Source organism: Pseudomonas sp. efr-133-TYG-103a (assembly GCF_030209235.1).
Lineage (GTDB): Bacteria > Pseudomonadota > Gammaproteobacteria > Pseudomonadales > Pseudomonadaceae > Aquipseudomonas.
Genome location: NZ_JARVSK010000038.1, coordinates 1 through 24,365 on the forward strand (window position 1 = coordinate 1; position 24,365 = coordinate 24,365).

The window sequence follows — 24,365 nt, forward strand, 5'->3', positions numbered from 1 at the left end:
CAGCCACTGCATGTCCACAGCATGCACCGGCCTCTTCCCGGCTAAAGCCGGTCCTACAGACGCCGCAAGCTTCGTAGGACCGGCTTTAGCTGGGAAGGCGTCGGCTCACTCGCACAAAGATCTCCGGACATCCCCGGGCTCTCCGACCAGACACAAATCCCGTGGGAGCGAGCTTGCTCGCGAGGCTGATTTCCAGCCACTGCATGTCCACAGCATGCACCGGCCTCTTCCCGGCTAAAGCCGGTCCTGCAGACGCCGCAAGCTTCGTAGGACCGGCTTTAGCCGGGAAGGCGTCGGCTCACTCCCACAAAGATCTCCGGACATCCCCGGGCTCTCTGACCAGACACAAATCCCGTGGGAGCGAGCTTGCTCGCGAGGCTGATTTCCAGCCGCTGCATAACCACAGCATGCACCGGCCTCTTCCCGGCTAAAGCCGGTCCTAGAGACGCCGCAAGCTTCGTAGGACCGGCTTCAGCCGGGAAGGCGTCGACTCACTTCCAGCATGGCGGGCTTTAGACAGCCCTCAAGTCCACGCACAGTCCTGTAACGCCTGTATCACGACTCTGCCTTGATCAACGACTCCAGCGATGCATCGAATTTATGCAGGGCGTTGATCTGAACTTCTCGCTGCTGGTTGATCTGTTCGGCGATTTCCGGAGCGCGTTTGGTGTGTGCCCAGATCGGAGACATGGAGCGCGCGTCGCTGCCCTCGGCTTTGCCGATGAACTTGAAATCGCCGTCGAAGAATTCCGCGGTAATGCTGGCCTGGACATCGGCGCTGCGTTCGGTGATCAGTTTGCTGCGGGTGTCCAGCAGGACGATGACGTCCGGACGGGCAGCGAGGACGTCGTCCAGGTTTTCGTAGAACTCCACTGTCGCGAACTGCTTCTCCAGCGATTCGGCGAACCAGTTGATCGCAAGCTCCGGATCGGAGCTGTTGACATAGGCCTCGCTGATACGGCTATCGGTCAGCTTCGCCGCGATGCCCGTCTGGGCGGCTGCGTTGTATCGTTCCATGTAGGCCAGGTTGGCGACGGTATTTTCCGTGAAGATCACGCCGACGGTCTGGGTGTGTTTGAGGGTAACTGCAGAGGTGGGTTTGGCAGTCCGGAACTGGCCGTCCTGCACGTCGGAATAGCGCGGAGCGCCAGGAACGGCGCAACCGGCCAGGGCGGCGACCAGTGCAAACAGGGCGGCAATTCGAACAGTCATGGGTTTTCTCCGCAGCGCGGCTCAGTGGGTGTGGTGCAATCCTGAGCCTTGCGCGAGAAATTCAGAACTTGAGTCGATCAATGATCAACATCGATCAAAGCGATAATGCCGTCAGACTTTCGCCAGGCATCGCGCGGTCAGCACTTGCGCGAGCATCAGCGTTCCCACGCACAGCAATGCCACGCGCAGCCCCGTCGCGTGTGCGGCGAACCCTATCAACGCCGGCCCCAGCAAAATCCCCGAGTAACCGATCGCGGTGATGGTGGCAATCGCCAGCCCCGGCGGCATGGCGGTTTGCGCGCCCACTACCGAGCAGTACACCGGAAAGGTGTTGGACAAACCGATGCCGATCAGCGCGAAGCCCAGCAGGAACAAGGGCGGCGATTCGAGCAGGATCGCCATGGCGAATCCGACCATCACCAACAGGCCGCCGATCACCAGCACCCGCACCGCGCCGAAGCGACGCCGCAGGGTGTCGCCACAGAAACGCCCGGCGGCCATGGTCAGTGAAAACACCGCGAACGCGCCTCCTGCAATGCGCGGATCGACCTGATGCGCGGTCCTCAGAAACAGCGCGCTCCAGTCCAGCATGGCGCCTTCAACCAACAACGCGACGAAGCACAGCAGACCCACCACCAGCACTTTTCCGGTCGGACGCGCCACCGGCGCTGCGGGATCATCAGCGCCATAGGGCAACAGGTGCCGGGCGTGCCAGAGGAGCAATCCGGCCACAATCGCCACCACCACACAGACCGACAACAGCGGCGTCGCCCCGGCCCACAGCAACAGGCTCATCAGCAGCGCACTGGTGATGCCGCCCAGACTGAACAGCCCATGGAATCCCGACATCAGCGGTCGTCCATGGTCCTGTTCGACCATCAGGCCCTGCACGTTCATGGCTACGTCAATGCTGCCAAGGCCGGCACCGAACACAGCCAGGGCCAATGCGAGGCCTGCGAAGGACGACAGACTCGCCAGCAACGGCAGCATGCAGCAAATCAGCGTGCCACCGACCAGGGCGACAAACCGGCAACCCTTGCGCGTGGTCATCATGCCGGCCAGTGGCATGGCCAGCAGCGAACCCAGTCCGAAGCACAACAGCAGCAGCCCCAGTTCGGCCTCGCCGACGCCCGCCCGGTCGCGGGCGTAAGGCACCAACGGCGCCCACGCGCCCAGCGCCATGCCGGATAACAGAAACGTCAGGCGGTAGCTCCAGAGGTGAATCAACGTGGGGGTTTTGACGGGCTGAGCGATAGACAAAGGGCAGTGTTCCAACAAAGGGTTGCAGTGTTCAGTGAGTGAAGCCCGGAGCGTGAAGCGTGGTAATCGAGACTCGTATCCGAATGCCGCCTGAGCCTGTGGGCACCGCCGGTGCGGAACCCACAAAGCAAAGGACAGCGCGCCGTTTTACATCATCGGCGCCACCATGCTGACGACCCGCAGCGCCAGGCCTTCGTAGGCGTCCAGTGTGATGGTGAATTCGCCTTCCTCGGTCAGATCGCCTTCGACGCGCTCGTTGATGATGTCGACCACCGGACCCGGTGCAATCCCCGGCAGATGCAGGGTTTCGACGATAGGTTCGGCACTGAAGTTGAGCGCCGTGATCTGCGTGCCCTTCCCTGCAGGCAGTTCGTGAACCATGATCAACAGGCCCGGATGTTCGACGTCCGGGATCATGATCTGGCGACTGGCCGCGATGTCGTAGGCGCGACGCACGGCGAGAATTTTCTTCAGCTGCGACGCGAAGGAATCCGGGCGCTGCAACTGCTCGATCAGGCTGCCGTACAAGGTTTTCGCGCGCGGCATGCCGCCCGCCGACACCTCGTTGTCAGGGTCCAGGTCCACCAGATCGTAGGCACCCCGGTGAATCCAGCGCGTGTCGCCGTCGCCCATCAGATGGGCCACCTGTTCGGCCGGGAGCGGCAATGCGCCCACCAGGTCCCAACCCGACAGCGCGAATACGCCCGGCTGCATGGCATTGAACATCACCAGCAGCAGATGAATGTGGCGAATGGTGTCGACGTCGGCATCGGTGATGGCGTCCAGGTCACGAATGCCCAGCGCAGCGGTGATGATGCTGGCGGTGGTGCACGACACGCCGTTGGTGACGAACTTGAGGTTGTACGGCGCGTGCTCGCCGGCCAGGCGCTCATACATTTCTTCGCGGATGTGCTCACGCAGAATGTTGCCGGGAAAGGTCTGCCCCATGTACAGGTACTGATCGTGGGCGTGCAGCGTCCAGAAATGCACCAGTTCCAGAGTCAGCTCATCGTGGTTCTGCAAAGCGTGAATCAGCGACGCCGGGTCGATGCCGAAGTCATGCACCTGACGCAGCATCAGCCGCAGAAATTCGGTCCGGCCGGTGAGCAACGCATGCTGGTAGGCCGGGCGCGTGATGAAGTCATACGACAGATCGGCGCCGCCATGGGACATTGCAGCAATGTCATCGATGGTCAGGTTGAGTTCCTGAAAACTGAACCCGCCCGCCTTGCGAATCGCGCCGGCCAGCAACTGGTTGCCGGTAATCGACAGCGGATGACTTTCCGACCACGCCGTGCCGTCCGCCTTGCGCTCCACGCCGAGGAAGCCGTTGGCATCGAGGCGCAGCACCCGCGCGCCCATCACATCGATCGCATGCAGTGCATCGCCGATGATCATCTGCTGCGCGGCAAAGCTGGGGTCCAACCAGTTGAGCGAAGGCTGACCTTCCTTGAAATAATGCAGGTACACCCAGCGCCGGTCCTTGCCGTCAACGCCGGTAATCACCGGCGTGGCGCTCCAGTCGGTTTCCTTGACACCGGGCTCGAAGAAAATCACCCGCTGCAACTGACCGACGATGTAATGCTTGTCCCGCAGCGCATCCACCGTCGCCGGCGGCAGGTTGATCGCGTCGCGCCCTGGCGGCACTTCAGGCAGCAGCGGCCAGTCTTCCTCTTTGATTTCGACCATGTGGTACAAGCCGGGGTATTGCTCATAAGCGAGCTCGGCCAGACGAAAATCCGCGCCTTTGCCGGTGTGCGACGGGATCACGTCGTCGACGATCACGGCGTTATGCGCGGCGGCGATACGGCTGAGGTTGAGAAACTGCGCATCGGTGCCCAGATCGGCATCCACTTCGAAACTGATGCGGTCGAAATTTCCGTCAATGCTCGGCGTGCGCTGACGCCCCTTAAGGCCGCCGGACGCCTTCAGAGGCCCGTTATGAATGCCCTGAATGCCGATTTCCGAGAGCGCGTGCCAGAGTTTTTCATCGCCCAGAGCCTCAAGCACCGAGCCGTCTTCGCGGGTGATGATCGAGGCGGGATAAGCGGTGAACCAGACCGAAGCGATCGCCGAAGCGTCCCGTGGCCGGGCCTGAGCGTAAGGCCGTTGCCAGAGCCGGCCCTGGCCACCATAAAGTTTTGCGCGTTGCTGGGCGGCATGGAGCATCGATTGCTCAACCAGCCATTCCACATACTGCTTGTCCGGGGTGGTCATAGGATCCAGGGTTCCGTCTTCAAGAGGATTGGAGAGGTCGCCCGGGCGGCGGCTTCGCGGGCCGGGACGATCCTGTCTACGCCGTTGCTTAAGTCTATGAGCGTGCACAGGCCCAAACGTTCGTTGCATGAAGAGCGGTAAGCGCAGATTTCGTGGCAGCCGCAGGCGTGGCTGCGTTCAGGGCGTCAGCCGCGTGCGGCGTTGACGATGAATTCCTGATAACCGGAGAGGATCACGTAGATCGCGAAGTAGCAGAAGATCGCCGCCGAGACCCAGTACGAATAGCGCAGCAGCTTGTCGCCCAGCAGTCGACCGCCGTGACTGGCGGCAAAACAGATGAACACGCACCAGGCCACGCCCGCGAAGAAAAAGCCGAGCAGGAACAGTGTCGTGCTCAGGGTGCCATGCCCGCCCGCGCGGGAAATCAGCGTGCCGCCCACGGCCGCGAACCAGAGAATCGCGGTGGGTGAAGACACGGCCAGGAACACTCCGCGGGAAAACTCCCGCAGACCCGAGCGGGCATTTTCTTCGCCGGCCATGGCGAGGCTGGCGTGACTGCTCAGCGCCGCAACGACCATTTTCACGGCAAAGCCGACGAGGATCGCCGAGCCGCCCAGCCACAATCCCCAGCGCACCCATTCGTATTGCAGCAGAACGGTCATCCCGGCCATGGCCAGCACGGCATAAAACAGGTCACCGAAGCACGACCCCAATCCCAGCCAGAAGCCTTGCAGATAGCCGCGCTGCATCGCCAGCGTGATCATTGCGATATTCGCCACGCCGATGTCCAGGCACAAGGAAAGGCTCAGTAAAAAGCCGCTGGTGAACTCCATGTCTGTCGGTCCTTCAATCCGGTTAACGATGCGTTACAAAAAACAGCGCGCAGGATAACGGGATCGCAGGGTTTTGCCGATGGCCGAGAGGCAAACATGTCGAAAGGGTCAGTTTTTTGCACGCCGTCACGGCGACGGCTGTTTGCGAAACGCAATTGCCATGCGGTTCCAGCAATTGATGGTGGCGATGCCCACCGTCAGGTCCACGACTTCGCGGGGCGAGAAATGCGCGCAAAGCTGAGCGTACGCGGCATCGGATTGATCTGGACGTTCGAGCAGCGTCACCGATTCACACCACGCCAGCGCGGTGCGCTCGCGCTCACTGAACAATGTCGATGTGCGCCAGACCACCAGACCATGCAGGCGCCGGTCGCTTTCACCCTGTCGGCGCGCTTCGGTCGCGTGCAGGTCGGCGCAGAACGCGCAGTCGTTGAGCTGGGAGACGCGCAGTTTGATCAGCTCCATGAGAGGCTTGTCGATACACAAGTCGAAGTTCGCCGCTTCGAGCAGCATGAGCGCCTTCAGCGCACCGGGAGATGCGGTGTAATAGTCGAGCCGTGGCTGCACTGAAAATTCCTCAACGACGCAAATGCACGCTTGCATGCTGGGCCCAATGCCGCTTTCAGGCGATAGCCAATACGGCGTAATAGCGCCGGACCAATCGGCAGACCAATTCCCGGTTTTTTTCGCACGCAGCTGTACCGCCGCCTGGGCCGCTGGCTAGAATTTGTGATCGTGCATCGTCGCCGGTCATGGCGCTCAGGGGTTTACGTGGAACTTCATATCGTCATCCAGGGCCGCAAGGATCTGGCGAATCAAGTGTATGAACAGCTGCGCGACAGCATCGAATCCGGCCGCCTGGCCGCGGGTGTGCAGCTGCCACCCAGCCGTTTGCTCGCCGCCCAGTTGGGCCTGTCGCGCAAGACCATTTCCGACACTTACAGCCGGCTCACGTACGAGAATTATCTGGTGGGCAAGGTCGGCAGTGGCACGTTCGTCAACACCCTCACCGCGCCCCGCCCGCGCCCGCAGCAGGTGTCGGATCTGGCCAGTATCGAGGTGGTGAACAAATGGCAGAACATCGTCCTGCCACTGCGCCACCCGACGCTGGAAGGCACGCTGCGCTGCGACTTCATCGGCGGCGCGACGGCCAAGACGCAATTCCCCCATGACGAGTGGCGCCGCTGCACCCACTACGCGCTGCGCCAGATGACAGGCGCTCGCGGGTTTTACAGCCAGCCTGAGGGACTGGCCGCCCTGCGCAGCGCCATCGCCGGCCACATCGCGTTCGCTCGCGGGGTCAAATGCGTGGCCGATGATCTGGTGGTGTGCAACGGCGCGCAGCAGGCGCTGGACGTCATCGCCCGGGTGTTGATCGCGCCCGGCTGCACCGTTGCCGTGGAAGACCCCGGCTACACGCCGGCCCGCCTGCTGTTTGCCGCACAAGGCGCAAAGGTTGCCAGTGTGCCGGTCGACAGCGAAGGCATCCTCGTCGACGAAATCCCCGACAACGCTCACGCCATCTACGTCACGCCGTCCCATCAGATGCCGCTGGGCATGCCCATGAGCGTGGCCCGTCGGCAGGCGTTGCTGGACAAGGCGCGGCGGATCGGCGCGATCATCATCGAGGATGATTACGACAGCGAATTCCGCTACGAAGGCCGGCCCACTGACTCCTTGCAAAGCATGGACGAGCACGGCGTGGTCGCGTATGTCGGCACGTTCTCCAAAACACTTCTGCCGGAGCTGCGCCTGGGTTACGCGGTGCTTCCCCAGGCGATCCGCGAGGCGGTGATCAAGGCCAAGCAACTGACTGACTGGCACACCAGCACGCTGCCACAATGGGCGCTGACCAAATTCATCAGCGAAGGCCTGTTGAACAAGCACATCCGCCGCAGCCACAGCATTTACGCCGGTCGTCGTGAGCGAATCCTGGCGCGGCTGGCCGGCGATCTGTCGCCCTGGATGGAGGCGATTCCAAGCACGGCAGGTTTCCACATGGCGGTCATGTTCAAGGTGCCGATCAATCTGGCCCTGCTGGTCGAGCTGGCGCGCAAGGTCGAGGTGGGTCTGTACCCTCTGCGGGGCTTTTACTGCGACGTCGCGCCACGGGACGGGTTGATCGTCGGCTTCGGCGCCATCGAAACGCTGGACATCGATCCGGCGCTGGACCGGGTGCGCGATCTGCTGGTCCAGCTCGACGGCCAGGACCAGCCGCTGCCACCGCGCGGCGGGCTCAACGACGCAGACTGACGCTCAACCGGTTCACGCTGTTGATCGTGGCGATCAGCAGGGTGAGGTCGACGCGCTCGCCCTCACTGAAGTGCTCGCAGAGCCAGGCATAGTCCGCGTCAGGCGCATGGGTGGAAGCGATCCGGGTGACACTTTCACTCCAGTTCAACGCAGCCCGTTCGCGCGCGTCGAACAGCGGCGAGTCTCGCCAGACCGACACGGCATACAGCCGGCGCTCGGACTCTCCCTGTAGACAGGCGTCCTGACTGTAGCGCTCGACCGAGCCGGCGCAGCCATTGAGCTGCGACACCCGCAGTTTGACCAACAACATCAGCGAGGGCGCCAGAGGCAAGCGATTGACCGCCTGCTCCAGCGCCTGCATTGCCTTCATTGCACCCGGTGACGCCTGATGAACATCCAGTGGAGGCCGCATGGCCAGACTCGCATCCGAAAACAGGCGCTCAGAGTAGGCCTGCGACCAAGGCGCTCCCAATAGCCAATCTGGCGGAAGATTGCCAGGCCATTGCACGCCGCCAGTGCATGGGATGGAACTTCTGTCGCCCTCACCTGCCGACTACACAGGCGCCGGACAAACCGTCCGCAACACAATGGAGGGCCATTCAATGCCAGATTCAAACGGCAAAATCCGCTACGCAGTCGTCGCCGGGGGCTGGATTTCCCAAGGCGCGTTCATGCCGGGGCTGGAGCAAACCGACAACTCGGTGATGACCGCGCTGGTGACCGGCGACCCCGTGAAGGCCGACGAGCTTGCCGCACTGTATGACCTCAAGAGTTACCACTACGACGAATTCGACACGCTGCTGCGCTCCGGTGAGATCGACGCGATCTACCTCGCCACGCCCAACTTCCGCCATCGCGAATTCGCCGTCCCGGCGCTTGAAGCCGGCATTCATGTGCTGTTGGAGAAGCCCATGGCGGCCAACGAGGAAGACTGCCTGGCCATCGCCGAAGCGGCGAAACGCTCCGGCGCGAAACTGATGGTCGCCTACCGCCTGCATTTCGAGCCGGGCACTGTGGAAATGGTCCACCGTGTACGCGCTGGCGAGATTGGCGAGCCGCGGTTGTTCACCGCAACGTTCGCGCAGACCACCGATCCGGCCAACCACCGGATGCAGAGCGGCTTCGACGCAGGTCCGGTGGCGGACATGGGGCCCTATCCAATCAACGCGGTGCGCAATCTGTTCGCCGCCGAGCCACTGGAAGTGCACGCGGTCGGTATCAAGACGCCGGGGCGCGAGATCAACACATACGACACCGTCAACGTGACCTTGCGTTTCGCGCAGGAACGTCTGGCGACCTTCACCGTCAGCTACAGCTTGCCGGCTACCGAACGATTCCAGTTGATCGGCACCGGCGGCGAGTTCGAAGCCTCGCCTTGCTTCGGCTTCGGCGAAGGTGTGGCAATCGGTTACCGCGCGATCATCGACGGCAAGACCACCGAGCACAGCCATCCAGTGGTGGATCAGTTCGGTGGGGAAACCCAGTATTTCTCCGACTGCATCCTTCAGGACCGCGAACCCGAGCCGGACGGCGACGAAGGTTGGCGGGACGTGCGAGTGGTGGAAGCGGTCGAGCGGGCGCTGAAAACCGGCCAACCGCAGAAGCTTGAGCCGCTGCCCGAACGGCCGGGCATCAGCATCGAGCAGGCGCGTCGACTGCCACTGGCGAAGGTGCCGCCTTACATCAACACCGACGAGCCCAACGCCTGAGACAGCAGTTGTCTCGCTCTTCAGCTAGTTGCTGGCGAAGCACGCGTCGTGCTTGCCAGCAATCTTTGCCCGCGCCAGCACCTGGCGATTTGACCGGCTGCGCCCTCGCGCCTTGCGGGTAAAAAAATGCAGTTGTATGATGACTGTCAACTTTCGATAAGCCTCCGGCGTTATCGTCGCCATGCTTCATGCAACCCCGAATTCCTTGTCAGGCGTCAACGCCTGATCGATTCGCCCCAAAAATAACAGGAGAAGCAGATGCCTAACGTTCTCGGCCAGAACTTCATCGGCGGCGCCCGCAGCGGCCTCGGCGAAGCACGCCACAAAAGCCTCGATGCCACGACTGGCGAAGCCCTGCCCTATGCATTCCACCAGGCCACCGACGCGGAAATCGACGCCGCCGCGCTGGCCGCTAAAGAAGCCTTCCTCGAATACCGTCAACTGAGCCCGGCACGCCGCGCTGAATTCCTCGACGCCATCGCCGATGAACTCGACGCGCTGGGCGATGATTTCGTAGCACTGGTGTGCCAGGAGACTGCGCTGCCGGCCGGTCGTATTCAGGGTGAACGCGGCCGTACCAGCGGCCAGATGCGTCTGTTCGCCAAAGTCCTGCGTCGCGGTGACTTCCTTGGTGCACGTATCGACCAGGCGCTGCCTGAGCGTAAACCGCTGCCACGCGTGGATCTGCGTCAGTACCGCATCGGCGTCGGCCCAATCGCGGTGTTCGGTGCGAGCAACTTCCCGCTGGCCTTCTCCACCGCAGGCGGCGACACCGCTTCGGCACTCGCCGCTGGCTGCCCGGTCGTGGTCAAGGCTCACAGCGGCCACATGGCCACCGCTGACCTGGTCGGTCAGGCCATCGTTCGTGCCGCCGAAAAAACCGGCATGCCAAAAGGCGTGTTCAACATGATCTTCGGCAGCGGCGTGGGTGAAGGTCTGGTCAAGCATCCGGCCATTCAAGGCGTCGGCTTCACCGGTTCGCTGCACGGCGGTAACGCCCTGTGCAAACTGGCTGCCGAGCGTCCACAGCCGATTCCGGTGTTCGCTGAAATGTCCAGCATCAACCCGGTCGTGCTGCTGCCGGGCGCGCTGACGGCTCGCGGCGCTGCAATCGCCGGCGAACTGGCGGCTTCGGTGGTGATGGGTGCGGGTCAGTTCTGCACCAACCCGGGCGTCGTGATCGGCATCCGTTCCCCTGCCCTGACCGCGTTCACCGAACAGCTGAAAGAGCACATGGGTGGCCAGGCGCCGCAGACCATGCTCAACGAAGGCGGCCTGCGCAGCTACAGCAAAGGCGTGCAGAAACTGTTGGCACACCCGAGCGTGACCCACCTGGCGGGCAAACCGCAGGAAGGCAAACAGGCTCAGGCGCAGCTGTTCAAGGCTGATGTCAGCATGCTGCTCAACGGCGATGAGCTGTTGCAGGAAGAAGTGTTCGGTCCGACCACACTGTTGATCGAAGTCGCGGACGACGCAGAGCTGAAAGCGGCACTGCAGGCGCTGCGCGGCCAGTTGACCGCGACCCTGATCGGCGAAACCGCTGACCTGCAGAAATATCAGTGGCTGGTGCCGGTGCTGGAAGAGAAAGTTGGCCGCATCCTGGTCAACGGCTACCCGACCGGCGTGGAAGTGTCCGACGCGATGGTTCACGGCGGCCCATACCCGGCAACCTCCGATGCTCGCGGCACGTCCGTCGGCACCCTGGCAATCGACCGCTTTCTGCGTCCGGTCTGCTACCAGAACTACCCGGACAGCCTGCTGCCGGCCGCGCTGCAAAACGCCAACCCACTGGGCCTAAAGCGCCTGGTCAACGGCGAGTGGAGCAGCGACGTCATCGCCTGATGACGCCCTGAACCGCTGAAATGAAAAACGGCGCGCCCTTCAACAGGCGCGCCGTTTTTTTTGGCCTGGATCTGCGTCTCGGCGGGAAGCGCATTGCCAGCGACCCTGTCGCCCACTAGCATCGCCGCCTGACAAACGACGCAGCAATGGACACCGGACATGAACGACGAACTTCACATCATCGACCTGCAGGAAGGCACCGGCAAAGCGGCGGTCAAGGGCGCGCTGATCACTACCCAGTACACCGGAACGCTGGAAGACGGCACGGTGTTCGATTCCTCATGGGAGCGCGGCAAGCCGTTTCAATGCGTGATCGGCACTGGCCGGGTGATCAAAGGGTGGGATCAAGGATTGATGGGGATGAAGGCCGGCGGCACGCGCAAGCTCCTCGTCCCGGCCCACCTGGCCTACGGCGAACGCTCGATGGGCGCCCACATCAAACCCAACTCGAATCTGATCTTCGAAATTGAACTGCTGGAAGTACTGACCCGGGATGATTGAACAGTAAACCAGGTGTATGCGGTGTGTCAGGCACACCGCGATGGTTGGTTTTGCGACTTCTGCGCAGCCGATCGTCCGAGTGCGGCCCATAGCAAGCGCGCTCCTGCATGGTAATGCGGCGCCGACTGCTATCGAGTTCGGCCATAAAACCTGTAGGAGTGAGCTTGCTCGCGAAGACTGATTTCCAGACGCTGCAGCTCTACAGCCTGCACCGGCCTCTTCCCGGCTGAAGCCGGTCCTACAGACACTGCAAGTTTTTCGTAGGACCGGCTTAAGCCTGGAAGGCGCCGGGGATTACGCGCTGATCGAATCCAGCGTGGAAGACAGTTGGTTCACTCCCACTCGGATCTCCAGGCATTACCAAATTCTCCGGCCAGACTCCAAACCTGTAGGAGTGAGCTTGCTCGCGAAGACTGATTTCCAGACGCTGGATCATCCGCGGAGGTACGACGCTGTTCGCGAGCACCGATAGCAAGCTCACCCAATTGACGTAAAGGTGAGGATCAACGGCCCTCACCTCCTTCGCCTTTCAAGCCGCCACTTCATACAGCTTCGGCAGCTCAATCTTGCCGCTGATCAGGCTCTGACGCATGCGCGCCGCCTGCAGCGCTGCGGCCTGCATCGCGCTTTCCTTCACGTGTCCGTAACCGCGGATGCGCTCGGGCAGACGCGCCAGACTCAACGCAGTATGACGATTGCCAGCGTTCAGGTGGCTCAGGATCAGCTCGACGTCCGCGACATAGTGGTCGATCGACTCACGCTCCTGACGACGTTCAAGACTGCGGCCAAACGGATCGAAGGCCGTGCCGCGCAGGAATCTGAACCTGGCCAGTACGTCGAACGCTTTCAGCATCCAGGGCCCGAAACTGCGCTTGCGCGGCACGCCGGTGTGCGGGTCGCGCGCGGCCAGCCAGGAAGGCGCCAGGTGGAATTCCAGCCGGTAGTCGCCTTCGAACTGTGCCTGTAGCTGTCGGGTGAAGTCGCCGTTGCTGTACAGCCGCGCCACCTCGTACTCGTCCTTGTAGGCCAGCAGCTTGAAGTAATTGAACGCCACCGCTTCGGTCAACGCCGGTTGATCGTCGGGGAAGAGCCGCGCCTCGGCCTCACACACCTTGTACACCAGCGCCAGGTACCGTTCGGCGTAGGCCAGGTTCTGATATTCAGTGAGCGCTTGACTGTTTTTCTCAAGGCGCTCCTGCAAGGTCAGCGTTACAGGTGGCTCGGCAGGCGCTGCCTGCGGATACGCCGCCGCCTGAACCGCTGGCAGATCGAACGCGGCGCGACGCCCCCACAGGAACGCTTGCTGGTTGAGGCTGACGGCAACACCGTTTAGCTCGATGGCTTTCTCGATGGCTGCGCTGGTCAACGGGATCAAGCCGAGCTGGAACGCGTAACCGAGCATGAACAGGTTGCTGGCAATGCTGTCGCCCATCAATCGGGTCGCCAGATCAGTGGCCTGGACGAAGTGGGTTTTCTGCTCGCCAACGGCTTCGCGAATCGTCTGCATCATGGCTTCTGCCGGGAATTCGGCGTCGGGGTTGCGGGTGAACTCCGCAGTCGGCGTCTGCTGGCTGTTCACGACGGCGTAGGATTTTTCGCTACTGAGCTTGGCAATGGCATCCGGCCCCGAGGCCACCAGCAGATCGCACCCCAGCAGCAAGTGCGCTTCACCCGCCGCGATGCGCACCGCAAACAGGTCTTCCTGACGCGCGGCGATACGAATATGGCTGACCACTGGCCCGAACTTCTGCGCCAGTCCGGCCTGGTCCAGGACGCTGCAGCCCTTACCTTCCAGGTTCGCGGCATAACCGAGCATCGCGCCGACGGTGGTCACACCCGTGCCGCCTACGCCTGGCAGAAGAATATTGAACGGACGATCGAGGCTTGGCAGGGTTGGCTCGGGCAACTGCGCGAACGCCTGCTCGCGGTCAGGCAGCGCAGGCTTGCGCAGCGTGCCGCCGTGAACGGTGACGAAACTGGGACAGAATCCCTCGACGCAGCTGAAATCCTTGTTGCAGGCACTCTGGTCGATCTCGCGCTTGCGCCCTTCGGCGGTTTCTTTGGGCAGGATCGACAGGCAACCGGACTTCGCCCCACAGTCGCCGCAGCCTTCACACACGGCCGGGTTGATGACTGCGCGCTTGTCCAGATCGACCATCGTGCCGCGCTTGCGCCGACGGCGCTTCTCGGTGGCGCAGGTCTGATCGTAGATGATCACCGACACGCCCTCGAACTCGCGCAACTCGCGCTGAACGCTGTCCAGATCACGTCGATGGTGAAAGGTGGTGATCGGCGCGAACTGATCCCGGCTCGGGTATTTGTCCGGATCATCCGACACCAGCGCGATGCGCTGCACGCCTTCGTTGAAGACCTGGCGACTGAGCTGGTCGACCCGCAGCACGCCGTCGATCGGCTGGCCGCCGGTCATCGCGACGGCGTCGTTGTAGAGAATCTTGTAAGTGATGTTGACGCCGGACGCCACCGCCGCCCGCAGCGCCAGATGACCGGAGTGGAAGTACGTGCCGTCGCCCAGGTTCTGAAACACGTGAGGCGTGCGGGTAAACGGCGCCTGCCCGATCCAGGTCACGCCCTCGCCGCCCATCTGGGTAAAGGTGTCGGTTTCCCGGTCCATCCAGATGGTCATGTAATGGCAGCCGATTCCGGCAAGCGCGCGGCTTCCTTCGGGGACTTTGGTCGAACTGTTGTGCGGGCAGCCGGAGCAGAAATGCGGCGTACGCTGGGTCTTGAACAATGGCGCGGCCAGCGCTTTCTCCTTGTCCTGGAGAAATTGCAGGCGCGCCTCGATTTTCGGGCTGCTGTAAATGGGCGCCAGCCGCTTGGCGATGACGCGGGCGATCATGGCCGGGGTCAGCTCCGCCAGGTTGGGCAGCAACGAACGCCCTGCCTCGTCGAACTCACCTACCACCCGCGGACGCTGCTCGACGGGCCAGTTGTAGAGCTGGCCGGTCAGTTGATCTTCGATGACGCTGCGCTTTTCCTCGACCACCAGAATCTCGTCCAGCCCCTCGGCGAAGTCGTGCACGGAAACGGGTTCCAGCGGCCAGCTCATGCCGACCTTCAACACCCGGATGCCCACCGACGCGCACAGCTGCTCGTCGATGCCCAATTCTTCCAGCGCTTGTCGCACGTCCAGATAGGACTTGCCGGTGGTGATGATACCCAGCCTTGGCTGCGGGGAATCGATCACTACCTTGTTCAGCTGATTGGCGCGAGCGAATGCGCGGGCGGCGTAGATCTTGTAGGTGTTGAGCCGGGCTTCCTGCGCCAGCGGTGGATCGGGCCAGCGGATGTGCAGGCCCCCTTCGGGTAACTGAAAGTCTTCGGGGATGCGCGTCTGGATGCGCAGTGGGTCGACTTCGACGACGGCTGAGGAGTCGACATTCTCAGCAATGGTTTTCATCGCCACCCAGCAACCGCTGTAGCGCGACAACTCCCAGCCGATGATGCCGTAATCGAGGATTTCCTGAACGTTGCTCGGGTTGAGCACCGGGATCATCGAGGCAATGAATGCGTGTTCGCTCTGGTGAGCGATGGTCGACGATTTGCAGCCATGGTCGTCGCCTGCGAGGATCAACACGCCGCCGTTTTCGGCGACGCCTGCGGAGTTGCCGTGCTTGAACACGTCGCCGCATCGATCGACGCCCGGGCCCTTGCCGTACCACAAGGCGAACACGCCGTCGTACTTGCCATGGGGGAACAGATTGACCTGTTGGCTGCCCCACACCGCCGTTGCCGCCAACTCTTCGTTGACGCCGGGCTGGAAATGGATGGCGTTTTGCTTGAGATAATCCTTCGCGTCCCAGAGGCTTTTGTCGAGATTGCCCAGAGGCGAGCCCCGGTAGCCGGAAATGAAGCCGGCGGTATCGAGACCACGGGCTTCGTCGCGTTGTTTTTGCAGCATGGGCAGGCGGGTCAGCGCCTGGGTTCCGGTCAGGTAGAGATGGCCGGTGGCGAGTCGATACTTATCATCCAGACGAATATCAGCCAAAGACATTCAGGCACTCCTTTGTTTTTATTAGTGCGATTTGAATGCAGCAGAGAGCGGCCTCGTGAGCCTGGCTCCCCTCTTGCCGTCGAGACGGTTCAGCCCGACGGCGACATGCCAATACTGCCTGTGGCGCGCAGGCTTTTTCTTTCTAAATCCGCCGAAATCTGCTCATATCCTGCATGCCTGTTTCGTTTGAATAATAAAAAAGGGTCAATTCATGCAGGTCAAACTCAGCCCCATCGATCGCAAAATCCTCCGCCTGTTGCAACATGACGCCGCCCTCTCCGCTGCCGAGATCGCCGAGCGGGTGGAACTGTCGCAGTCACCCTGCTGGCGTCGAATCAATCGTCTGGAAGAAGAAGGCGTGATCGAGCGCAAGGTCGCGCTGCTCAATCCGGCCAAACTGGGCCTGACCATGACGGTCTTCGTCGACGTCAAGCTGTCGGGCCATGGCCGGCGTTATCTGACCGAATTCGAGGAGGCGATCATCGGTTTCCCCGAGGTGCTGGAGTGCTACACCATGGCTGGAGACATGGACTTCATGCTCAAAGTCGTGGTGCAGGACATCGCCAGTTACGAGCGTTTTCTGCGCGATCAACTGCTGCAAAGCCCGCACGTGCAGGAAGCGCATTCGAACATTGCGATGAGCGTGGTGAAGAGAACGACGGAGCTGCCCATCGAGTAGCTGTCCAGCCCGTCGGACGCTGGCGCGGGCCGTGTGCGCAGGTGCAACGAGGGCGCGATTCGAGATTTCTAAGGGGGGCGGACGAATTATTTCACAGGAATGCGAAAAAACATTTGACGTGCAAATGATAATGATTATTATTGAGCGCAACCGGTCGCGAGACTGGTTGGTAACCCAGAAGCCTTAGGTCGGCTTCCGGATTATCTCCTCATCAGGCTAATCACGGTTTTTGACCCGGCTTTTTGCCGGGTCTTTTTTTTCGTGCCCTTATAAGGGTCTGGGTTCGGTCGGGTGTTGCGTCTTCAGGCTAATGAAGAGGGTGCGATGGACTTCAGCCGTCGCGATGGCGCGCATAATAGCAAAAGTATATTGAGCACTGAACCGCTGAACCGGTCTAAAACGACACATTCGGTAAAAATTTCCAGAAAAAACCACGCAGCACTTGAGAATGAATCTCATGAGCACTAAGATCGGCCCTGCGTCACGGATGATGCCCCCACTCCTTTCCAACGAATGACCCACGGATGACCTGCGAGTGACACGCCATGACTAATCAGCTCACGACCCTGTTTCCGCTGCCCGCCCGGCAACCCGAAATGCCCGTCAGCCAGGAGACCGATGCCTGCCGCCGACGCATTCAGAAGCTGCCTCGCAAGACTCAGCAAGTCTTTCTGCTGAGCCGACTCGACAACCTTTCCTACACCGCCATCGCCCAACTGCTCGAGACCGACGTCGACGCCGTCGAGCGCTGCATGACGCGCACGCTTGAGCAGTGCGCCGATCAACCCGACGACGGTCCGGCTGATGACGTGATCACCACGCAAGCCCTGCGCTGGTATGTGCACCTGCAAAGTCCACTGGCCACCGCCAGCCAGCGCATTGAATTCCGCCACTGGCTCGACGCCGACACTCGCCACCTGAGTGCGTTTCAGGCCAGCGAGCGACTGTGGTGCAGACTGACTGCGCCCGCTGCCATCCTCGGTGCCAGCGGCTGGCATCGACGCAAACGCAAGCCCTACATCGGCTGGCTGTTGCTGACTGCGTTTCTGTGCAGCCTGCTGGTGACGGCCGAGGCCTTCAGCACCCTGCTGACGTGACCCAAAGACAACACATTCTGTCGCAGTTTGCCCGTCCGATCCGTGTAAAGTAATCGTCATAACAGCCCAGCGACGTTGTCCTGCCGTGCAGCGGCGGCGTCCAGATGGCGTGAGTGGCATTAACAAACTCAGGATCCCTCCGTGACTCAGACTCCCCTTTCGATCACCGCCGATTTCGACAGCGGCAACATCGTGGTGCTCGACGCCAGTGACGCGAAGCGCGTACAACTGGCCATCCGCCCGGACACCAAGAGTGCCCACTTTCAGTGGTTCCACTTCAAGGTCGACGGCATGCAGGTCGGCCAGCCCCACGGATTCAGCCTGACCAACGCCAGCCAGTCGAGCTACAACCGCGCCTGGACCGGTTACAACGCCGTCGCTTCGTACGATCAGAAGACCTGGTTTCGCGTACCCAGCCACTTCGACGGCCAGGCCCTCAATTTCGACCTGACACCCACTGGGCCTCAAGTGTGGTTCGCCTACTTCGAGCCCTACAGCCGCGAACGTCATGACGGGCTGATCGATCAGGCGCTGAACAAGGCCGGGACCGAGCTGCTGGCCACCGGCAAGAGCGTCGAAGGCCGTGATATCCCGCTGCTGCGCAAAGGGGACGGCGCCGACGGCAAACGCAAGATCTGGATCATCGCCCAGCAGCACCCGGGCGAACACATGGCCGAGTGGTTCATGGAAGGCGTGATCGAGCGCCTGCAGGAAAACGACGCAGCGTTGCAGGCCCTGCTCGCTTCAGCGGATCTGTACCTGGTGCCCCACATGAACCCGGACGGCTCTTTCCACGGTCACCTGCGCACCAATGCGCAGGGCAAGGACCTGAACCGCGCGTGGCAGGATTCGACACCCGAGCTGAGCCCGGAAGTGTTCTTCGTCAAAGAGCAGATGGAAAAGTATGGCGTCGACATGTTCCTCGACGTACACGGCGACGAGGAAATTCCCTACGTGTTCACTGCGGCCTGCGAGGGCAATCCGGGCTACACCGAACAGCAGAAGGCGCTGGAAGCGGATTTCCGCGCGCGCCTGAGTGGACTGACCAGGGATTTCCAGACGCGCTATGGCTATCCAAAGGCCACGCCGGGCAACGCCAACATGAACCTGGCGTGCAACAGTGTCGGCGAACGCTATAAATGCCTGGCACTGACCCTGGAAATGCCTTTCAAGGACAACGACGATGCGCCAGACGCGCTCACCGGCTGGTCGGGCAAACGTTCGAAACAGCTCGCCAGAGACGTGCTGACCACCCTGGGCCAGATGGTCTCGGTACTGCGCTGAACGCAGTCCATTGGCCTTCATGTCGCTCGTGGCCAGCGGCATGAAGGCAACGCGGCAGATCAGCTCGCGTGCATGACTGAGCGGCCGCGTTGACCGGCGATGCACTCAGCCGCGGGATTTCCCTCGCAACATGCTGTCCAGCACCTCATCTCTTCTGACCCAGCCATGAAACAGCGCCGCCGCAAGGTGGGCCAGGATGGTCAGGAAAAACAGATACGCCAGGTACTGATGTGCCTTGCGCAGCAGCGCGAAGGTATCGGCGTTCGCCGCAAGGATCGACGGCAGCCTGATCGACTCACTCAGCATCACCGGATCGCCGGCAGCGCTGATCATTGCCCAGCCGATCAGCGGCATGGCAAACATCAACGCATACAACAGATAGTGGGAAAGCTTCGCGGCCAGGGCCTGTGCCGCCGGCAGATCGGCGGGCAACGGCGGCGTCCGGGTGGTGAGGCGCACGATCAGGCGCACGATGACCAGCAACAGAATGGCGATGCCCAAGGGTTTGTGCAGGTTCAGCAGCCATTCATGACGTTGCGAAACCGAAGCGACCATCCCGGCACCGATGAACAGCATGGCAATGATCATCAGTGCCATCAGCCAGTGCAGGGCGCGGGCCAGGGGGGCGAAATGGGTGGTGGGCGTATTCATGGCTGTTTCTCCTGCGCAGGCTCGGCCTTCAACTGATCGACTTCTTGGGTGCGGCGCATGTACGACGCCGCGTAGGCCGCTGAGCGCGCGGCAAGCAACGGATCGTCCGAGCCTTCGATGCCATTGGGCAGGATCAGCGGGTCGTAATTGATGTCGCGGCAGGCGCCGTCCAGTTGCGCGCTGTCAGCCTCCACCACGAGGGTTCCGGCAGTGACGGTCTTGTGCTCGCCGGCCCAGGCCTTGGACGCATCGTTGGTCGGGTCCTGCGGGTTGGCCAGGGTCAGCACCAGATTCCAGCGTTGCGGACCGCTGGCCAGCTTGTCGCTCAGGTCCTTCTGCAGGTAGTCCTTGGCGTCCGGCGCCGGCGCGTCACCTTTCGCATCGGGCACCAGGCTCCAGCGCACGGCTTGACGTTTGCCGCTGGCATCTACCAACACGAATGCGTTGACGCTGTTGTAGGTCTCGGTGACGAAGCTCGCTGAAGGCTTGGCGGTCTTGACCCACGCCAGGAACGGCTGCGCCTCGGGGTGAGCGGCGAAGAAGGCGGGCGGCTTGGCGGGATCGGGCTTGCCGGTCTTCGGGTCTGGCGCGGTGGCCTTTTGCAGATCGATGAACGCCTCAGGCGTGCCGACCGGGAAGACCGGCATGCTGTTCATGCCGGTTCGCCACTGCTGCCCGTTGGGCTGGGTGAATTGCACCGCGAAACTGCGCAACGGCGCGGCGCTGTCCGGCGAATACGGATTGCCGGTCGGCAGCGCGAGACGGCCGATCACCGGGGTACGACCGCTGGCGAACACCTCTGCGCGGGAAAGGCTGGCGGCCGCGCCGGTGCTCTCGAAGTAGCCGGCCACGCAAATGCCTTTCGGATGATTGCGCCGATAACCGGGGTGCACGCCATTGTTGTGTTCGAAGACATCGACGACCCGCGCCGGCGTCAGTCGCTGTGGGTCCAGGCTGCCGTTGACGTAGGCAAATGCGCCGGCAACGACCAGAACGATCACGCCGATGCCGGCCATGCGCAGTAACAGTGAAGACGTACTGAGCGGGGGTTTGTAGGGATGTGGCGGTTCACGGTCACTCATCAATGATTCTCCGGGCCTGAGGCCTCTGTGCAATTTGCAGGTGAAGTGGGACGCGGCTCGAGGCGGTTTATTCCACCCCTCGATATTTATTTTTCGGTCGATGGAATAACTTGCACGGGCGTGCGTCTTTCTGGTCACACGATTTGAATCGATCCCGCTGATCGACCTGGAAGCCCCCATGAATGAAGTCGACGATCAATTGAGAGAGTTGCTGCCGCGAATGCGTCGTTTCGCGGTCTCCCTGACCCGCGATCACAGCAGCGCCGATGATCTGGTGCAGTCGAGCCTGGAAAAAGCCCTTTCCGCGTGGAACGGCAAAAGGCCCGAAGGTGATCTGCGTGCCTGGCTGTTCTCCATTCTTTATAGGCAATTTCTAGACGCTCATCGCCGTTCACGTCGTTACAATCGCATGCTCGAGCTATTCACGGGCGGCAAGGAGGATCATTTCGAGCCTTCGGTCGAACGAACGATTGTCGCGCAGACCACATTACAGGCCTTCGATCGGCTCAACACCGAACAGCGCGCCCTGCTGCTGTGGGTCTCGGTCGAAGGCTTGAGTTATAACGAAGTGGCGGCCATCCTCGACGTCCCGGTGGGCACCGTCATGTCCCGTTTGTCGCGCGCGCGCCAGGCCTTGCGCCAGCTCAGCGAAGGCGAAATCACCACCCCTGCCCTGCGGATACTGAAATGATCACTCTGCCCCCCAGCGAACGCGATTTGAACGCCTACGTCGACGGTCAGCTCAACGATGCTGATCGGTCGACGCTGGAAACCTACCTTGCGGCGCACCCCGAACTGTCCCGGCAGGTACAAGCCTGGCAGCGGGACGCCCAGAGCCTGCGGGCTGCGTTGAGCGGTGAACTGCATCGGGCGCCGAATCCGGAGCTGGATCCCGCCTTCATTCGCCAGCGCATGCGCCGCAACCGCACCCGACGATTCGCGACCGCAGCCGTATTGCTGATCGCCGTCAGTGTCGGCGGCCTGAGCGGCTGGCACGCCCGGGAAATCACCTTCGCCAGCGCCAATCCGCCGATGGCCGACGCGGTGCAGGCGTATCGCATGTTTGCGGTGAACGCCAACATGGCCAGCGACTGGAGCAGCGACAAGGCGAACAACGTGCAGGTCTGGCTGGACAAGAATTTCGCTCAGGCCAATCGCTTGCCTGATCTTGAGTCGGCGGGTTTCAAACCGGTCAGCGGACGCCTGACGACGACCGAACAGGGCGCCGCGGCCATGGTGGTATACAAGGACAGCGAAGGCCGGACATTGAGTTTCTTCATCCGCCCGCCAGGAGAAGCCAATCATCTGCTGCCGCGCGGCTCGCGTCGCGATGGCGAATTGCAGGCCGATTACTGGTCGGGCTCAGGCTACAACTACGCCGTGGTGGGTCCAGCGGACGACCCTGCCGCGCAGGCCGCGCGACTGGCGTTGAAGCAACCGATCTGATCGCAAGGCCAGCCCTGCTTGCGGTCGGCAACGCCGCCGTCGACCGCAAGAAGGCTGCCGAACGAACGGCAGCCGGTCGCCACGATCAGCCGCGCAGCTGCCCCGGCTCGCTCTGCAGCATGGCTTTTTCCTGAACCCCTTCAAGCGTGTACTTCAACAACGAGGTGCCACGTCCCTGTTTCGCCTCATTGTCCTGCTGCAACGCCTGTTGCAGCACGCTGAGGAAATTGCGGGTCTTGCTTTCCGTGACCGGCGTGAGCTTCTCGGACTGCAGAACCCCCATCACGTAAGTTGACACGCGCGTGGACTGGCTGGCGGACTGCGTCACCGACGCGTTGACCAGCGCGCCCTTGTCGTAACCGATGCTGGCTTTGCTGCTGGACTGATCGTTGATCTGGTAATACAGATAATTCTGCGTCTTCGGATCGCGTTGCAGGTCCAGCTTCTGCCCGGCATAAAGCGCCTTGTGATAACTGGCGCTCAAGTGCGCCTGCTGGTCCTGCACCAGGGTGCGATTGAGCTGGTCGCGCCCTTTGGACTGCGTGGTCTGCGACAGGATGTAGGCAAAGGTGTCCAGCTCTCCTGGCCGCGCGGGGTTGCCCTCCTGACTTTTCTCGCTCACCGAGGCGCTGAAATCGCCAAGACCGCTGAGCATCGCGTGGTCGGTGTCCGTCAGCTCAATGGAGTTGACGGTCTGCGGCGCGGACGACGCGCGAGTGCCGGGATAATGACTGTGCAGCGTGGTGAAGGCGTCCTCGAACATCGACAACAACTGCTGGTCGCCATCGCCGCGTTTGCGCGCGGCCTCGATCTGACCGATGTAGCCCTTGAGCGCTTTGGCCTGCTGATCGCTGTCGCCAATCACCGCCGCATTTTTCAGGTCCACCGACATCTGCAGCTCCCCCGCCGCGCCGCTCATGCGCACCGAGCGCTGATCGGCGTCGGCGTGCAGTTCGAGGGTCTGGGTGTTGGTGCTGTCGAGCTTGACGCGGGTTTTCAGATCGATCGACGAGAACACGCTCGCATCGAATTGCGTGAGTGCGTCGAGCTTCAACTGCGGCGGCCGCGCGGTCAGGCCGTCGATGGCCGACTGAAAGCCATCGGCCATTCTGCCCAGCGCGCTGAGTTCATCGTCGCTCAGGTCGCCTCCGCTGACCTGCGCCTGCACGGCCAGGCCGTCGTCCTGACTGGAGAGCGTCAGTTCGATGGTCTTGCCGCTGGCGGTGCGGATGCTCAGGCTGATGCTGTTGTCGGCATTGCCGTGTAAGCGGGTCTGCGCCGCTGTCAGCTCGGCGGGCTCCAGTGCGTGGCCCGAAAACGACCGGATGACCGACTGCGAGATGCCTTTGCCCGATTCAGCCAACTGGCCGAGCAAGGCTGCGCCCAGGCCCTGGAACCGGCCGGCGGTGGCGGACGTGTTGAAGTTGCCCATCATCGACAAGGAGACTTTGTCCTGACGGGTGTACTCCCAGGCAGGCGCCACCTCCGCCCCTGACAGCAGACCACGCGCGCTGTAGGTCTGGGCATCGAGGGTCGACGCTTCCTGCCCCAGTGAGACCACCGTTGAAGGCGAAGCCGTGGGGCTCACCGCCGCTGCGCCGCCCAATGGCTCATTGGCCACAGGCCGCGTGACGATCGAGGGCTGCACGACCGAAACAACCGATGAAATCGCAGTCATGACGCTTCCATGTTCAATTGAAGGGATGATTTCCTGCTCGGTTTGTCGGCTGCATCCTTTGTATCTTGAGCGATACATTGCCAATCCGGTAGCAGCGAGCCCCGCAGGTTGGGTGGCCTGGCTCCATACCAGTCAGCACCGCATTACCCTCGTAGGAGCGCGCTTGCCCGCGAAGACTGAATTCCAACCGCCGCATGCCCGCCGAATGCACCGGCCTCTTCCCGGCTGAAGCCGGTCCTACAGACGCTGTGGGTTTTTCGTAGGACCGGCTTTAGCCGGGAAAGCGTCGGGCGTCACGCATTTGATCGAGGGGGCTTTAAAGACAGTTGGCTCACTTCCACCTATTTCGCGGGGGGGACACAGCTTGGAGAAACACCACAAAACCTCTGGGAGTGAGCTCGCGATTGGCGACGCAGTCGTCGTAAACCCGGGCTACGCGGTCTGCCTGATGTACCGCGTCATCCGATTCTGCTGCCGCTTCGCGCCAGATCGCGGGCAAGCGCGCTCCTACAAGGTAATGCGCCGCCGACGGGTGTCGAGGCAGGCCACAAACCTGTGGGAGATTCTATGGTTGCAAACAACGGTTTTCAGGCCGTTTTGCTCACG

The 24,365-nt window shown here is 62.0% G+C and carries 19 protein-coding genes; 9 read left to right on the plus strand and 10 right to left on the minus strand.

Annotation, left to right across the window (positions count from 1 at the left end):
- Positions 1-555: 555 nt before the first annotated feature.
- From QRN36_RS25540 to QRN36_RS25560, 5 genes are all read right to left on the minus strand, one after another.
- Entirely contained in the window at positions 556-1,212 is a 657-nt protein-coding gene (locus QRN36_RS25540; RefSeq protein WP_285426580.1) for an ATPase, read from the minus strand.
- Positions 1,213-1,323: 111 nt separating this feature from the next.
- The gene (locus QRN36_RS25545) at positions 1,324-2,472 is read right to left on the minus strand and encodes an MFS transporter (RefSeq protein ID WP_285426581.1); all 1,149 of its coding nucleotides are present in this window, start codon (positions 2,470-2,472) and stop codon (positions 1,324-1,326) included.
- Positions 2,473-2,619: 147 nt separating this feature from the next.
- Positions 2,620-4,689 (minus strand): maltose alpha-D-glucosyltransferase, encoded by a 2,070-nt coding sequence (gene treS / locus QRN36_RS25550; RefSeq protein ID WP_285426582.1) that lies wholly within the window; start codon positions 4,687-4,689, stop codon positions 2,620-2,622.
- Between the two features lie 185 nt (positions 4,690-4,874).
- Complete coding sequence (locus QRN36_RS25555; RefSeq protein WP_093458814.1) at positions 4,875-5,522, minus strand: LysE family translocator; 648 nt, start codon at positions 5,520-5,522, stop codon at positions 4,875-4,877.
- 126 nt (positions 5,523-5,648) lie between these two features.
- Entirely contained in the window at positions 5,649-6,089 is a 441-nt protein-coding gene (locus QRN36_RS25560; protein WP_285426583.1) for a carboxymuconolactone decarboxylase family protein, read from the minus strand.
- A gap of 204 nt (positions 6,090-6,293) precedes the next feature.
- On the opposite strand from QRN36_RS25560, the gene QRN36_RS25565 reads away from it, so the two are divergent.
- Positions 6,294-7,775, plus strand: a complete 1,482-nt coding sequence (locus QRN36_RS25565; protein ID WP_285426584.1) for a PLP-dependent aminotransferase family protein — start codon at positions 6,294-6,296, stop codon at positions 7,773-7,775.
- On the opposite strand, the gene QRN36_RS25570 is transcribed toward QRN36_RS25565, so the two are convergent.
- Positions 7,759-8,187 (minus strand): carboxymuconolactone decarboxylase family protein, encoded by a 429-nt coding sequence (locus tag QRN36_RS25570; RefSeq protein ID WP_285426585.1) that lies wholly within the window; start codon positions 8,185-8,187, stop codon positions 7,759-7,761. The genes QRN36_RS25565 and QRN36_RS25570 overlap by 17 nt on opposite strands.
- Before the next feature lie 190 nt (positions 8,188-8,377).
- Between QRN36_RS25570 and QRN36_RS25575 the strand changes: the two genes are divergently transcribed.
- The 3 genes from QRN36_RS25575 to QRN36_RS25585 all read left to right on the plus strand — a co-directional run bounded on the left by QRN36_RS25575 (position 8,378) and on the right by QRN36_RS25585 (position 11,827).
- A complete protein-coding gene (locus QRN36_RS25575; protein ID WP_285426586.1) occupies positions 8,378-9,484 on the plus strand; it encodes a Gfo/Idh/MocA family protein in 1,107 nt (368 codons plus the stop codon).
- A 258-nt stretch (positions 9,485-9,742) separates the two neighbouring features.
- Positions 9,743-11,326, plus strand: coding sequence for an aldehyde dehydrogenase (NADP(+)) (locus tag QRN36_RS25580; RefSeq protein WP_093458817.1), 1,584 nt, complete (start codon positions 9,743-9,745; stop codon positions 11,324-11,326).
- A 159-nt stretch (positions 11,327-11,485) separates the two neighbouring features.
- Complete coding sequence (locus tag QRN36_RS25585) at positions 11,486-11,827, plus strand: FKBP-type peptidyl-prolyl cis-trans isomerase (RefSeq protein ID WP_285426587.1); 342 nt, start codon at positions 11,486-11,488, stop codon at positions 11,825-11,827.
- A 529-nt stretch (positions 11,828-12,356) separates the two neighbouring features.
- On the opposite strand, the gene QRN36_RS25590 is transcribed toward QRN36_RS25585, so the two are convergent.
- Positions 12,357-15,842, minus strand: a complete 3,486-nt coding sequence (locus tag QRN36_RS25590) for an indolepyruvate ferredoxin oxidoreductase family protein (RefSeq protein ID WP_285426588.1) — start codon at positions 15,840-15,842, stop codon at positions 12,357-12,359.
- A gap of 211 nt (positions 15,843-16,053) precedes the next feature.
- Here QRN36_RS25590 and QRN36_RS25595 point away from each other — a divergent pair, with 211 nt between their 5' ends.
- From QRN36_RS25595 to QRN36_RS25605, 3 genes are all read left to right on the plus strand, one after another.
- Positions 16,054-16,521, plus strand: coding sequence for an Lrp/AsnC family transcriptional regulator (locus QRN36_RS25595; RefSeq protein WP_285426589.1), 468 nt, complete (start codon positions 16,054-16,056; stop codon positions 16,519-16,521).
- Between the two features lie 545 nt (positions 16,522-17,066).
- Positions 17,067-17,618, plus strand: a complete 552-nt coding sequence (locus QRN36_RS25600) for a DUF4880 domain-containing protein (RefSeq protein ID WP_285426590.1) — start codon at positions 17,067-17,069, stop codon at positions 17,616-17,618.
- Between the two features lie 141 nt (positions 17,619-17,759).
- A complete protein-coding gene (locus QRN36_RS25605) occupies positions 17,760-18,902 on the plus strand; it encodes a M14-type cytosolic carboxypeptidase (protein WP_285426591.1) in 1,143 nt (380 codons plus the stop codon).
- A 105-nt stretch (positions 18,903-19,007) separates the two neighbouring features.
- Here the strand turns inward: QRN36_RS25605 and QRN36_RS25610 are convergent, their stop codons facing one another.
- Together QRN36_RS25610 and QRN36_RS25615 are read right to left on the minus strand one after the other, a co-directional pair.
- Positions 19,008-19,553 carry a cytochrome b gene (locus QRN36_RS25610; protein WP_285426592.1) on the minus strand — a complete coding sequence of 182 codons (546 nt, stop codon included), beginning with the start codon at positions 19,551-19,553 and terminating at the stop codon, positions 19,008-19,010.
- Positions 19,550-20,635 (minus strand): catalase family peroxidase, encoded by a 1,086-nt coding sequence (locus QRN36_RS25615; RefSeq protein ID WP_285426593.1) that lies wholly within the window; start codon positions 20,633-20,635, stop codon positions 19,550-19,552. Before QRN36_RS25615 ends, QRN36_RS25610 begins: the two co-directional genes overlap by 4 nt.
- 178 nt (positions 20,636-20,813) lie before the next feature.
- Here QRN36_RS25615 and QRN36_RS25620 point away from each other — a divergent pair, with 178 nt between their 5' ends.
- On the plus strand, positions 20,814-21,326 hold the full coding sequence (locus tag QRN36_RS25620; RefSeq protein ID WP_285426594.1) for an RNA polymerase sigma factor: 513 nt from the start codon (positions 20,814-20,816) through the stop codon (positions 21,324-21,326).
- A complete protein-coding gene (locus QRN36_RS25625) occupies positions 21,323-22,081 on the plus strand; it encodes an anti-sigma factor (RefSeq protein WP_285426595.1) in 759 nt (252 codons plus the stop codon). The genes QRN36_RS25620 and QRN36_RS25625 overlap by 4 nt, the downstream gene beginning before the upstream one ends.
- A gap of 85 nt (positions 22,082-22,166) precedes the next feature.
- Here QRN36_RS25625 and QRN36_RS25630 read toward each other — a convergent pair whose 3' ends face one another.
- On the minus strand, positions 22,167-23,759 hold the full coding sequence (locus QRN36_RS25630; RefSeq protein WP_285426596.1) for a lactate dehydrogenase: 1,593 nt from the start codon (positions 23,757-23,759) through the stop codon (positions 22,167-22,169).
- Positions 23,760-24,365: the final 606 nt, after the last annotated feature.